We start from the raw sequence: 12,300 nt of genomic DNA, 5'->3' as shown, positions 1-12,300 counted from the left end.
GCGGGCCTTCGTTTTTCAACCCGACCCAAGTTTGCCCCCAAACCAAGGATGACCCACATGGACCTGCCAGACCTCACATCAGATTGCGCCAATTGTGTGGGGCTGTGCTGCGTGGGCATGTCCTTTCAAAAGGGCGATGATTTCGCCATCGACAAGACCTCAGGCACGCCCTGCCCAAATTTGGACCATACGCATCGCTGTAAAATCCACAGCACGCTCAAAGACGATGGGTTTGAAGGCTGCATCAAGTTCGATTGCGCGGGCGCAGGTCAACGCGTGACGCAAATGCGGTTCAACGGCGAAAGCTGGCAAGATCATCCTGAATTGATGTTTGCTATGATGCGTGATTTTGAAAACCTGCGCCCTTTGCATGAGCGAATGATCCAACTGACTGAGGCGGGCAAGACAGATCTGCCAGAGGCACTGGAAACTGAACGCGCCGATTTATTGAAACGCAGCGCCCGTGTTTGGGCCGATACCGACACGTTGAAGCGCCGATATGACGTTTTTTTGACCGAACTGGCACATAGCACCGCGTCTTAATCCGATCAACGTCTTGCAGCGGAGCTACGCGGGCCCTACATTTACAGCAACACAAGACGACACCAAGGAGCGCCTTACATGGCCATCACTGCCGCTGAAATCGAAACTCTGATCCGCACAGCCTTTCCCGAGGCCCGCATCGTTGTTCAAGGCGACGACGGACAACATTTTGCCGCCGAAGTGGTGGATGAAAGTTTTCGTGGCAAAAACCGCGTTCAGCAACAGCGCGCGGTGAACGCGGCTCTTAAAGCCGAGATTGACAGTGGTAAGCTGCATGCGCTGGCCCTGTCCACACGCGCGCCTGAGTAAAAGATACACATCAGCCGCGCTTGATGCGGCACAAACATTCGAAAGGTCGACCCCATGTCCGACGCAAAAGCAACGATCCAAAAAACCATTGATGACAACGAAGTCGTTCTGTTCATGAAGGGCAATAAACTGATGCCGCAATGTGGATTTTCATCCCGTGTGGCTGGTGTTTTGAACTTTATGGGCGTGGAATTCCACGACGAAAACGTTCTGGCCGATGCCGAGATTCGCCAAGGCATCAAAGACTTTTCCGATTGGCCAACCATTCCACAGCTCTACGTCAAAGGCGAGTTTGTTGGCGGTTGCGACATCATCACCGAGATGACGCTTTCTGGTGAATTGGACACATTGCTTGAGACCAACGGCATTGCTTTCGACAAAGATAAGGCCGAGCAAGTGCGCGCTGCAAACGCGTAAAACAGTCTGTTTTTATAGAAAATAAGGGCGGCAAAGATTTTCTCTTTGCCGCCCTTATTGATAAATCAAATTTTCGACAAAGCCTTTAAGCGGACACACCCAAGCGGTCTTCGAGAGCTGCTGCCATAGCCTCGGTGCGCGCAGCCAATTCAGCGAATGTGTCATTGACCTCAGCGGGCACTACGGGCACCTCGATACGCTCAGGCACTGGGGCTGGCGCCGAACGCAACTCTTCCAAAAGCGCCTCTTGCGCGCCAAGCTTGGCTTCAAGCGCGCGCATTTGTTCTTCCATACCTGCAGTCTTATCCGCCAACATCAAACCAGACATAAGCAGCATACGCGCCTCTGGCAAACGGCCAATTTGACTTGATAAAACAGTGGCTTCATTGTCCAACAGCTGTGCTGCGGATTTCAAGAAATGTTCTTCACCAAGTTGGCAAGCCACTTCAAACTCACGCCCGCCGATGGAAATTTTGATCTCTGGCATGGTTTAGACCTCTTCTTTTGGGGCATCATCGACGAACGGGCGCAAATCTTTCAAAATTGCATCAAGCTCAACAAGATCGGCGTCGCGCCCGACTTTGATCGCTTCGAGTTCCGTCATCAACGCTTTGTTCACCAAAGCCGGATCGCCCATCGCATTCATATTAGATTCGCGCAACGCAGTATTATTGGCACGCAACTGCACGTTCACACGGCGTAGTTTTTGCGTTTCGGCATCATGGTTCATCAACTGGTGGCGCAGCGTTTCGACTTCTTCTTCCAAAGACGCCACATGGCTTTGCTGCTTTTCATGGATCGCGCGCACACGTTCTTCAAGCTGCACGTTGGTGTCGCGCTCTGAATCCAACGCCTCTTGCAACCGCGCCATTTCAGCCATCATTTCATCAGAGGCAATTCCGCCGCTTGAAGCATTTTGTTCTTCGGCGGCAGCCACTGCACGGCCAATGCGCTCAAGCGCTGCCGTGATCCGTGTCGCAAAGTCTGAAATTTCGCTCATCGCCATACCTGTTACTGCTTATCACTGTTCTTGAACCCATCGCAGTCCTGAATAGACCGCACAAACGTCTTTTACTCTATAACACATCCTCGGCCGATGTCACAAACCCCGCCCAACATGCCCAAGTACGATTGAATCAAACTACCCCAAAGCCAGCGGGGCGCAAGTCTAAGACATTTAAGACCATTTGATTCGATAGGTTAGCCTATGACAAAGGCTTTACCAACTGCTTGACCGAAAGTTACTTGATATGGCCCGATATGGGGTCAAATTGGCCTGTCTGGCTTGCACTTTCGCGCAACATCGTTATCACCAAGCCCGAATGGCTGCGATGTCTGGCTCTACATGTTGGATTTTGCGGCTGCCTTTGAGACAGCTAGGAGATCCACACGTGGACATCGCAAAACTGCGCGCGGCGCACCCTGATCACTGGATGCGTGCCGCCGCCATCCGCACTTTGACACTTGATGCTGTCGCTGCTGCCAACTCAGGTCACTCTGGCATGCCGATGGGCATGGCCGATGTGGCAACTGTTTTGTTTGAAAAACACCTGAAGTTCGACGCCTCTGCCCCACTTTGGGCTGACCGCGATCGCTTTATTTTGTCTGCAGGCCATGGCTCTATGCTGGTGTACTCTTTGCTGTACCTCACAGGCTACGAAGAGATGCCATTGGAGCAAGTGAAAAACTTCCGCCAAATGAACGCCAAAACCGCTGGCCACCCTGAAAACTTCTTGTTGGAAGCGGTCGAAACCACAACGGGTCCGCTAGGTCAGGGGATTTCCAATGCCGTCGGCTTTGCCATGGCAGAAGAGCACCTGCGCGCGCGTTTCGGCAAAAAACTGCAAGATCACCACACATACTGTATCGCGGGCGACGGCTGCTTGATGGAAGGTGTGTCACACGAGGCGATTGCCTTGGCGGGACGTCAAAAGCTTAGCAAACTTATCGTGTTCTGGGACAACAACAACATCACCATTGATGGCACCGTTGACCTGTCTGATCGCACTGATCAACCTATGCGTTTCAAAGCTGCAGGCTGGCACGTGCAAGAAATCGACGGCCACGATCCAGAGGCCATCGACGCGGCGATCACTGCTGCGAAAAACGCAGGAAAGCCATCGATGATTGCGTGCAAAACGCACATCGCTTTGGGCCATGCGCAACAAGATACATCCAAAGGCCACGGCGCTTTGACCGATGCGGATCAAATGAAAGCGGCGAAAGAGGTCTACGGATGGACATCTGCGCCGTTTGAGGTTCCTACGGATATCAAAGCACAGTGGGAAGCCATCGGATCACGTGGTCGCACCGACCGTGCGGCTTGGGAAGCGCGCCTTGACGAGCAGTCAGAGCGCCGCCAAGCCGAGTTTGCCCGCACATTTGCAGGCGAAACACCTAACAAACTAGGGTCTGTCATTCGCGCCCTTAAAAAACAAATTTCCGAAGATCAGCCCAAAGTGGCCACACGCAAATCATCTGAAATGGTGCTTGGCGTCGTGAATCCTGTGTTGCCTGAAACCATTGGTGGCTCTGCAGATCTTACAGGTTCCAACAACACGCTCACAGCTGACATGGGCACATTTGACGAGAACAATCGTAAAGGCCGCTACGTCTACTACGGCATCCGTGAGCACGGTATGGCAGCAGCCATGAACGGCATGGCGTTGCACGGTGGTGTGCGCCCCTACGGCGGCACTTTCTTCTGTTTCACCGACTACGCCCGCCCTGCGATGCGCCTGTCAGCCTTGATGCAGATTCCTGTGACCTACGTGATGACACACGACTCTATCGGTCTTGGCGAAGACGGCCCAACACACCAACCTGTTGAGCACCTCGCCATCTGTCGCGCCACACCAAACACATTGACCATCCGTCCATGTGACACTGTGGAAACGGCAGAAGCATGGGAAATCGCACTGACGTCGCAGAAAACGCCAACAGTTTTAGCACTAACCCGTCAAGGTCTGCCAACTTTGCGCAAAGAGCACAAAGTCAAAAATCTGGTCGCACAAGGCGGCTATGTTTTGGCCGACTCTGAGGGCAAACGCCAAGCGATCTTGATCGCAACAGGCTCTGAAGTCGCCATCGCAATGGCAGCACGTGACATCTTGCAAGAGGCCGGTATCGGCACACGCGTTGTCTCTATGCCTTGTATGGAGCTTTTTGCCGAGCAAGACTTGGCTTACCGCCGCAAAGTCCTGCCTGCTGGCCCTGTGCGTGTTGGGATTGAGGCTGCCGCGCGTGCTGGCGGTTGGGACAAGTTGCTTTTGGGCGAACGTGGCCGTGAGCAAAAACAAGCCTTTGTTGGATTGGATCGCTTTGGTGCCTCTGCGCCAATCGATGAGCTTTATGAAAAATTCGGCATCACCGCTGAAAACATTGTTGAGCAAGTCAAAACACTTTTGGGCTAAGAACGTCGTAACTGTAAAATTAGAAAAGCCCGTGCAGCGATGCGCGGGCTTTTTGACACTTAGGAGCTGACTTTGGTGAACACTTCAAAACAACGCTCTACGTCAAGCATTTCCGCATCGCAGCATCTTGTTTGCGCTAACACCCTATGTTTACGCTAACATGTTGGCGCTAAACGTCTTTTTTCAAAACCGAGTCTCCCCTATACGAACTTCAGATGCGCTTTGGGCGGCCCCCCGCAGCATGTCTTGAGATCGCATAAATCTGAGCGGTGGTGAAAACCATCAAAGAGAGCACTAGGAGAGACGCATATGACCATTCGCTTAGGGATCAACGGTTTTGGCCGTATCGGACGCTGCACATTGGCCCATATCGCAGAAGCCGCGCGCAATGATGTGGAGGTCGTCAAGATCAACGCGACTGGCCCGATTGCTACCAACGCACATCTATTGAAATACGACTCAGTCCATGGTCGCTTTGGCGGTAATATCAAAATCGATGGCGACACATTGGACTTGGGCCGTGGTCCGATCAAAGTGATGTCCACCTACGATCCGCAAGAATTGGATTGGGAAGGTGTTGACGTTGTTTTGGAATGCACAGGCAAATTTAACGACGGTTTGAAATCTGCGGTGCACCTCGAACGCGGTGCAAAAAAAGTGCTGATCTCTGCCCCTGCCACCAATGTGGATCGCACCGTGGTCTACGGCGTGAACCACCGCGATATGCTGGCGGATGAGCGCATGATTTCTAACGGGTCTTGCACAACCAACTGTCTTGCCCCTTTGGCCAAAGTGTTGAACGACGCCGTTGGCATTGAGAGCGGCATCATGACCACGATCCATTCTTACACAGGCGACCAACCAACTTTGGACCGCCGCCACTCTGATCTTTACCGCGCCCGTGCCGCCGCCATGGCGATGATCCCGACATCCACAGGCGCCGCCAAGGCGCTTGGTTTGGTTTTGCCAGAACTGGCAGGCAAGCTTGATGGCTCGTCCATACGCGTCCCAACACCGAATGTTTCTGCTGTCGATTTGACCTTCCAAGCGGGCAAAGACGTGACGGTTGAAGACATCAATGAGATCGTGCGCGATGCGGCCAACGGCTATATGGGCATGGTGATGAGCTATGATGCTGAAGCCAAAGTCTCGATCGACTTCAACCATACATCTGAAAGCTCAATTTTCGCACCCGAGCAAACCAAAGTGGTTGGTCGCACAGTGCGTGTTTTGGCGTGGTACGATAACGAATGGGGCTTTTCCTCGCGCATGGCAGACGTCGCCGGCGCCATGGGCCGCTTGATGCACTAAGCTGGCAAGAACCTGAAAAGTTTAGCCGCTCAAAAGATCTGTTTCGGGTCTTTGGGCGGTTTTCTTTTTTCTCAATCTCTCTATGCTTCGTTCCAAGTCTGCGTCATCTTCGGCGCAGTTCAAGGAATGAATTTCGAGTATGGACCGCCTCTCCATCGCCTTTGCCCTGCTGATCGTTATATCGGTTGCATTGGATATCACACTTAATCACGGTGCAGCTTCACTGTTCTTAGCTCGTAAATTCATGGACCTCATCGCTCTAGTGGCTTTTTGGCGATAATTTTCGCCTTTGAAGGTTGACCTTTTGGCCAAGATGGCGATGTTAGCGTTAACGACGCGAGGGAGAATTGCTTCCTTTGCGCCCATAAGGGGCAGACTGTCTGCTCACATTCTAGCGTCAAGGAGTTGTTGAAATGGCGGTAAAAGTCGCAATTAACGGATTTGGTCGGATCGGTCGCAATATTCTGCGCGCCATCATCGAATCTGGTCGTACAGACATCGAAGTGATCGCAATCAACGATCTTGGCCCAGTGGCCACAAATGCACACCTATTGCAGTACGATTCTATACACGGTCGCTTTCCCTTCCCAGTGACCCACACAGAAGACACCATCGACGTAGGCCGTGGCCCGATCAAAGTGACCGCGATGCGTAACCCTGCGGACCTGCCTTGGTCTGACGTTGACATCGTTATGGAATGTACGGGAATCTTCACGTCTAAAGAAGCTTGCCAAGCACACCTCGACAACGGCTCTAACCGCGTGTTGATTTCTGCACCAGGTAAAGACGCTGACAAAACCATCGTGTTTGGTGTGAACGACGACACATTGACTGCAGATGATATCGTTGTCTCCAACGCGTCTTGCACCACCAACTGTCTGTCCCCTGTGGCCAAAGTGCTCAACGACGAGATCGGCATCGTCAAAGGCTTCATGACCACGATCCACTCCTACACAGGCGATCAGCCTACTTTGGACACCATGCACAAAGACCTCTACCGCGCACGTGCGGCGGCTTTGTCCATGATCCCGACATCAACGGGTGCAGCGAAAGCTGTGGGTCTTGTTTTGCCAGAACTTAACGGCAAATTGGACGGCGTTTCTATCCGCGTTCCAACACCAAATGTTTCTGTTGTCGATCTCACTTTTGAGGCGGCACGTGAGACAACTGTGGAAGAAGTCAACGCCTTGATCCGCGCTGCAGCTGACGGTCCACTCAAAGGGGTGCTTGGCTACACAGACGCGCAGCTCGTGTCCTCAGACTTCAACCACGATCCGCACTCTTCCATCTTCCACACAGACCAAACCAAGGTCATGGAAGGCACAATGGTGCGCATTTTGACGTGGTACGACAACGAGTGGGGCTTCTCTAACCGTATGTCCGACACTGCGGTTGCTATGGGTAAATTCCTGTAAGACAAACGTCTTCTAAGCCTGTGCAAGCCTTGCTTGCGCAGGCCTTTGGTAACCGTATGTTCGGTAATGCGGTTGCTATGGGTAAACTTCTCCAAAATAAGCATTTTTCGATAGAGCAAAAGCCCCACCGCTTGCGGGGCTTTTTTTATAGCCATCCACAAGTTTTGCCAGCTAACTCATTGATGTCTCGCCCGAGAATGCCCATGTTATTCTCAGAAACCTGTGCACTAAAATGACAATTCACTCAATTTATGACTAACTTTCAAACGCTCCTCAGCGAATTTATTACCTTATGGGTTGTCATCGATCCCATCGGCACCCTGCCCGTGTTTATTGCCGCAACTGTATCACTGGATCCGAAGCTTTCAAAACAGGTGGCTGTAAGAGCCACGGCGACGGCTTTTGCGATCTTGATGGTGTTTATTATTTTTGGTCAGGTCATACTCAACGCGCTTGGGCTTGGATTGCCATCGTTCCAAATCGCAGGCGGCCTCGTGTTGTTTCTCTTTGCCATGACGATGATATTTGGAGACGGCAAGCCAAATCAAGAAACAGGCCAGACCTCACCGGAGACCAAATCCATGGCGCTGCACGCACGCCGTGTGGCGGTTTTTCCCTTAGCGATGCCATCCATTGCCTCTCCAGGTGCCATGCTTGCCGTGGTCATGTTGACAGACAATGATCGATTTTCAGTGGCTCATCAAATGATGACCGCCACGGTCATGACACTGATCTTGATCATCACTCTGTTTATCTTGCTGGCTGCGCGCCCCATTCTGCGGGTTTTACGCGACACAGGTGCTGCGATTGTAAGCCGTGTGATGGGCATGATTTTAGCGGCTGTAGCCGTAGACACAGTGCTGCAAGGGTTCGTGGCAATTGGAGTGATCCCTGAGTTTTAACCTTTGGGAACACTTTATACTCTGAACCTATCAGACACGTACAGCCGAGCACCTAAGTCCTGCAGATGTTTTTCGTATTCTAATAGATATTCAAATTTGTCGCTGACAACTTAGCTGCTGGCCAATTTGTCTTTCAGCTTTGCTTCGATCTCTGGCGTGACGAACTTGGACACATCACCGCCAAGGCGCGCGATCTCTTTGACCAGCTTTGAGGCAATCGCTTGATGGCGTGCTTCGGCCATCAAGAACACGGTCTCGATGCTGTCATCGAGCGCCCTATTCATACCAACCATCTGATATTCGTACTCAAAATCCGCAACAGCCCGCAAGCCTCGCACAATGATCGAGGCCCCGACATCGGCGGCACACTGGATCAGCAAGTTTTCAAAAGGATGCACAATGACTTGGCAACCTGTGTCTTGTGACATCTGCGCACAAATCGGTTCGAGCATGGCCACACGTTCTTCAAGAGAAAACATCGGACCTTTGGAGCGATTGATCGCAACGCCAATTACAAGACGATCCACCAAAGCGCAGCTTCGACGTATGATATCAAGATGACCATGTGTGACCGGATCGAAGGTTCCAGGATATAAACCAATGCGCATAGCATTCTCCTTTGCTTGAACGCACGCAACAATATTGCGTCACCAATTGCAAGCACAAGTCGATAGTTTTTCACCTAAGCACAAAACTGTCGCCGCCCCACATCAAACTATTGATTTTTAAGCGCCTCTACCGCAGTTGCAAAAGCTGAACTTTTGAGAACAGCGATAGAGGACTCAGGGTCAAAAACGAGCGATCAATGCCCCATGATCATGCCCTCAAGGGCAGAGTTTTCCATCGCAAGTTGCGCCAAACGCGCCGACACCACATCGCCGATGGAAACGAGGCCCACCAGCTTGCCAGCATCGACCACAGGCATGTGACGAAACCGGCCAGAGCTCATGCGCTCCAAAACGGCCAAAGCGGTGTCATCGAGCACACATGTCTGCAGCTTTTCTGTCATCAATTCGGACACCTTGCGTTTCAACACGCTCGCGCCCTCTTTGCCCAGCTCACGCACCACATCGCGTTCAGACAAAATGCCATCGAATCCGCCCGCTTGGCTTTGAACAATAATGGCGCCGATCTTTTTAGATGACAAAAGCTCTGTTGCTGCGGCAATTGTCATATCTGGTCCGATTGTCACAATGTCCGAGATGTCTTTTTCTTTTAGAATCTGACCAATTAACATAATTCCTCCTAAATTGTCCTGCTCCCACCTTTAAGGTCCGTCACACAGCTTCGTGTGTCAAGCTTCTCCTTCAAGCTCATCGACTATGGCTTTCATCTCAGTCACCAAAAGATCGGCAAATCGCGTCAGACGCTCAACCTTGCTATCATCTGCATGGCGGATCAAATAAAACGCCCGCTTAAGGCGGAAATCATCGGGTAAAATCCTCACCATGCGGGCGACATGAGGCACGCAAAAATCATGTACAACACCGATCCCCAAACCCGCCTTGATCATGTTGAGTTGTACCGACACTGTATTTGAAGAAAAATCCGCAGTGGCCCCGCCGATAGTATCTAAGTAGTCAAGCTCCTTATCAAAAATCAAGTCAGGGACATAACCAACAATCTTGTGTTTTTTCACATCATCCAAGATTTTGACCTCGCCTTCTTGACGCAGATACCAACGCATCGCCGCCAGTGAGAGGTGGTAATCAGTGATCTTTTGTACCAACAAACGGCCCGTTTGTGGTGCACTGACAGAAATCACCAAATCCGCCTCGCGTTTGGACAGGCTGATCACCCGCGGCAAGGCCACCACCTGCACCTGCAAATCAGGATGCTGAACTGCAATGCGCGCCAAAACCTTGGGTAGAACATAATTCGCACAACCATCCGGTGCGCCCAAGCGGATCACCCCGCTCAAGGTGTCTCCGCCACCTTCCAAATCAGCCGCGCCCAAGGTCATGGCCTTTTCTGCATCTTCTGCATGAACCAACAAACGTGCGCCATCGCGCGTCAAGTCATAGCCTTGCGGTGATTTGGCAAACAGTGTCACGCTCATCCCTTGCTCAAGACGCGCCACACGTCGCCCCACTGTGGCTGGGTCCATTTTTAGCGCACGTCCTGCCCCAGACAGGCTTTCTGTACGCGCCACAGCCAAAAATACGCGAATATCATCCCAGTTCATCTGCTCACCCCTTTTTATCATTCAAATGCATTGCTCCCCCACACAGCTTTGCATTTATGCATTTCGTTTTTGGGTTATTGCCTCTTTTACAAACATTTTCGCAAGAGTAGATTTAAAAAAAATGTCCAAGGAGGATTCCATGCAAGAGCTTACTCATTACATCAACGGTGTGCACGTCAAAGGCACATCCGGTCGTTTTGCAGACGTTTACAACCCAGCCACCGGCGAAGTTCAGGCCCGCCTACCGCTTGCGACCCCCGAAGAGGTCAATGAAGCGGTTGCGAAAGCCGCGATTGCGCAAGTGGAATGGGCAAAAGTGAACCCGCAACGCCGCGCCCGCGTTATGATGAAATTCGGCGCCCTGATCAATGAACACATGGAAGAACTGGCAGAGCTGGTGTCGCGCGAGCACGGCAAAACCATCCCAGACGCCAAAGGCGATGTACAACGTGGCTTGGAAGTTGTCGAAGTTTGCATGGGCGCGCCTGCGATGCTCAAAGGCGAATTCATGGACAGCGCTGGCCCTGGCATCGATTTGACCTCCATGCGTCAAGCTTTGGGTGTTGTGGCGGGTATCACGCCGTTCAACTTCCCCGCGATGATCCCACTTTGGAAAATGGCCCCTGCGATTGTCTGCGGCAACGCGATGATTTTAAAACCCTCCGAGCGCGCGCCTTCCACAGCTTTGCGTCTTGCTGAGTTGTTCTCTGAAGCAGGTCTGCCTGATGGCGTATTGCAAGTGGTCAACGGCGACAAAGAAGCCGTTGACTCCCTGCTCGACAACGACACGATCCAAGCTGTCGGCTTTGTTGGTTCCACGCCAATCGCGCAGTACATCTACGGGCGTGCAGCCACCAATGGCAAACGCGCGCAGTGTTTTGGCGGCGCGAAAAACCACATGATCATTATGCCTGATGCGGATATCGACAAAGCGGCTGACGCCCTTATAGGCGCTGGTTTTGGCGCGGCAGGCGAACGCTGCATGGCTATCTCGGTGGCTGTGCCTGTGGGCAAAGACACCGCAGACAAACTTGTCGCGAAATTGCTGCCAAAAATCGAAGCCTTGAAAGTCGGCCCATACACATCTGGCGACGACGTCGACTATGGCCCCGTCATCACGGCGGCCTCAAAAGAGCGCATCGTGGGCCTGATCGATTCTGGTGTCGCGCAAGGTGCCACTTTGTTGGCAGATGGCCGCGGCTTTTCATTGCAAGGCTACGAGAACGGCTACTACGTTGGCCCAACACTATTTGACGATGTGACACCAGACATGGACATCTACAAAGAAGAGATCTTTGGCCCAGTGCTGACACAAGTGCGCGCAGACAATTACGAAGAAGCGCTTAAACTGGTCATGGACAACCAATACGGCAACGGCACAGCGATCTACACGGCTGATGGCGACACAGCGCGTGATTTTGCGTCTCGCGTCAATGTGGGTATGGTGGGCATCAACTTCCCGATCCCAGTGCCTTTGTCTTACTTCTCGTTCGGCGGTTGGAAAAAATCGGCCTTTGGCGATTTGAACCAATACGGTCCTGACGCGTTCAAGTTCTACACCAAGACGAAAACGGTCACATCGCGTTGGTATTCAGGCATCAAAGACGGCGCTGCGTTGAACTTCCAAGCGCTCGATTAAAACCGACGTACCATACGACTTTTGGGGCAGCTTTTCAGTCGAAGGGCTGCCCCTTTTCAGTTATTTTGCAACGTTGTTTTAAAATTTGAGATTTCATTCAAACTTGGTGACCTTGTCACAGACAGCCACACACGCGCCATGCGATGGTTAATGAAACATTAGGGGA

General features: G+C 52.1%; 14 protein-coding genes. 9 read left to right on the top strand and 5 right to left on the bottom strand.

All coding sequences use genetic code 11. The features are described 5' to 3' along the window. The first annotated feature begins 57 nt into the window (after positions 1-57). The 3 genes from WNY38_RS11340 to grxD all read left to right on the top strand — a co-directional run bounded on the left by WNY38_RS11340 (position 58) and on the right by grxD (position 1,269). A complete protein-coding gene (locus WNY38_RS11340) occupies positions 58-543 on the top strand; it encodes a hypothetical protein (RefSeq protein WP_342857449.1) in 486 nt (161 codons plus the stop codon). Positions 544-621: 78 nt separating this feature from the next. Next, positions 622-852, top strand: coding sequence for a BolA/IbaG family iron-sulfur metabolism protein (locus tag WNY38_RS11335; RefSeq protein WP_215943380.1), 231 nt, complete (start codon positions 622-624; stop codon positions 850-852). Between the two features lie 54 nt (positions 853-906). Continuing rightward, positions 907-1,269, top strand: a complete 363-nt coding sequence (gene grxD, locus WNY38_RS11330) for a Grx4 family monothiol glutaredoxin (RefSeq protein WP_342857448.1) — start codon at positions 907-909, stop codon at positions 1,267-1,269. Positions 1,270-1,354: 85 nt separating this feature from the next. Here grxD and WNY38_RS11325 read toward each other — a convergent pair whose 3' ends face one another. Beyond that, positions 1,355-1,756 (bottom strand): cell division protein ZapA, encoded by a 402-nt coding sequence (locus WNY38_RS11325; RefSeq protein ID WP_342857447.1) that lies wholly within the window; start codon positions 1,754-1,756, stop codon positions 1,355-1,357. Positions 1,757-1,759: 3 nt separating this feature from the next. Further along, the gene (locus WNY38_RS11320; RefSeq protein WP_342857446.1) at positions 1,760-2,275 is read right to left on the bottom strand and encodes a hypothetical protein; all 516 of its coding nucleotides are present in this window, start codon (positions 2,273-2,275) and stop codon (positions 1,760-1,762) included. Positions 2,276-2,660: 385 nt separating this feature from the next. On the opposite strand from WNY38_RS11320, the gene tkt reads away from it, so the two are divergent. From tkt to WNY38_RS11295, 5 genes are all read left to right on the top strand, one after another. Next, entirely contained in the window at positions 2,661-4,682 is a 2,022-nt protein-coding gene (tkt, locus tag WNY38_RS11315) for a transketolase (protein WP_342857445.1), read from the top strand. A gap of 309 nt (positions 4,683-4,991) precedes the next feature. Next, positions 4,992-5,993, top strand: a complete 1,002-nt coding sequence (gene gap / locus WNY38_RS11310; RefSeq protein WP_342857444.1) for a type I glyceraldehyde-3-phosphate dehydrogenase — start codon at positions 4,992-4,994, stop codon at positions 5,991-5,993. A gap of 139 nt (positions 5,994-6,132) precedes the next feature. Then, positions 6,133-6,273, top strand: a complete 141-nt coding sequence (locus WNY38_RS11305; RefSeq protein ID WP_342857443.1) for a hypothetical protein — start codon at positions 6,133-6,135, stop codon at positions 6,271-6,273. Positions 6,274-6,406: 133 nt separating this feature from the next. Further along, a complete protein-coding gene (gap, locus tag WNY38_RS11300) occupies positions 6,407-7,408 on the top strand; it encodes a type I glyceraldehyde-3-phosphate dehydrogenase (protein WP_342857442.1) in 1,002 nt (333 codons plus the stop codon). Between the two features lie 251 nt (positions 7,409-7,659). Then, positions 7,660-8,310 carry a MarC family protein gene (locus WNY38_RS11295; protein WP_342857441.1) on the top strand — a complete coding sequence of 217 codons (651 nt, stop codon included), beginning with the start codon at positions 7,660-7,662 and terminating at the stop codon, positions 8,308-8,310. Positions 8,311-8,420: 110 nt separating this feature from the next. Here the strand turns inward: WNY38_RS11295 and coaD are convergent, their stop codons facing one another. From coaD to WNY38_RS11280, 3 genes are all read right to left on the bottom strand, one after another. Then, complete coding sequence (gene coaD / locus WNY38_RS11290; RefSeq protein WP_342857440.1) at positions 8,421-8,918, bottom strand: pantetheine-phosphate adenylyltransferase; 498 nt, start codon at positions 8,916-8,918, stop codon at positions 8,421-8,423. A 194-nt stretch (positions 8,919-9,112) separates the two neighbouring features. After that, a complete protein-coding gene (locus WNY38_RS11285) occupies positions 9,113-9,547 on the bottom strand; it encodes a CBS domain-containing protein (RefSeq protein ID WP_342857439.1) in 435 nt (144 codons plus the stop codon). Between the two features lie 57 nt (positions 9,548-9,604). Next, positions 9,605-10,495, bottom strand: a complete 891-nt coding sequence (locus WNY38_RS11280) for a LysR family transcriptional regulator (RefSeq protein WP_342857438.1) — start codon at positions 10,493-10,495, stop codon at positions 9,605-9,607. A 139-nt stretch (positions 10,496-10,634) separates the two neighbouring features. Here WNY38_RS11280 and WNY38_RS11275 point away from each other — a divergent pair, with 139 nt between their 5' ends. Continuing rightward, on the top strand, positions 10,635-12,134 hold the full coding sequence (locus WNY38_RS11275; protein ID WP_342857437.1) for a CoA-acylating methylmalonate-semialdehyde dehydrogenase: 1,500 nt from the start codon (positions 10,635-10,637) through the stop codon (positions 12,132-12,134). The last annotated feature ends 166 nt before the right edge of the window (positions 12,135-12,300 follow it).

The organism is Pacificibacter sp. AS14 (assembly GCF_038899935.1).
Lineage (GTDB): Bacteria > Pseudomonadota > Alphaproteobacteria > Rhodobacterales > Rhodobacteraceae > Celeribacter.
Note: the sequence above shows the minus strand (reverse complement) of the source record. Positions and strands in the feature narration are given on the sequence as shown.

Coding starts and splice junctions, on each gene's coding strand:
- WNY38_RS11305 (WP_342857443.1), top strand. CDS start 6,133: ATGGACCGCCTCTCCATCGCCTTTGCCCTGCTGATCGTTATATCGGTT.
- WNY38_RS11275 (WP_342857437.1), top strand. CDS start 10,635: ATGCAAGAGCTTACTCATTACATCAACGGTGTGCACGTCAAAGGCACA.
- coaD (WP_342857440.1), bottom strand. CDS start 8,918: ATGCGCATTGGTTTATATCCTGGAACCTTCGATCCGGTCACACATGGT.
- WNY38_RS11295 (WP_342857441.1), top strand. CDS start 7,660: ATGACTAACTTTCAAACGCTCCTCAGCGAATTTATTACCTTATGGGTT.
- WNY38_RS11340 (WP_342857449.1), top strand. CDS start 58: ATGGACCTGCCAGACCTCACATCAGATTGCGCCAATTGTGTGGGGCTG.
- WNY38_RS11285 (WP_342857439.1), bottom strand. CDS start 9,547: ATGTTAATTGGTCAGATTCTAAAAGAAAAAGACATCTCGGACATTGTG.
- WNY38_RS11335 (WP_215943380.1), top strand. CDS start 622: ATGGCCATCACTGCCGCTGAAATCGAAACTCTGATCCGCACAGCCTTT.
- WNY38_RS11320 (WP_342857446.1), bottom strand. CDS start 2,275: ATGGCGATGAGCGAAATTTCAGACTTTGCGACACGGATCACGGCAGCG.
- grxD (WP_342857448.1), top strand. CDS start 907: ATGTCCGACGCAAAAGCAACGATCCAAAAAACCATTGATGACAACGAA.
- WNY38_RS11280 (WP_342857438.1), bottom strand. CDS start 10,495: ATGAACTGGGATGATATTCGCGTATTTTTGGCTGTGGCGCGTACAGAA.
- WNY38_RS11325 (WP_342857447.1), bottom strand. CDS start 1,756: ATGCCAGAGATCAAAATTTCCATCGGCGGGCGTGAGTTTGAAGTGGCT.
- gap (WP_342857442.1), top strand. CDS start 6,407: ATGGCGGTAAAAGTCGCAATTAACGGATTTGGTCGGATCGGTCGCAAT.
- gap (WP_342857444.1), top strand. CDS start 4,992: ATGACCATTCGCTTAGGGATCAACGGTTTTGGCCGTATCGGACGCTGC.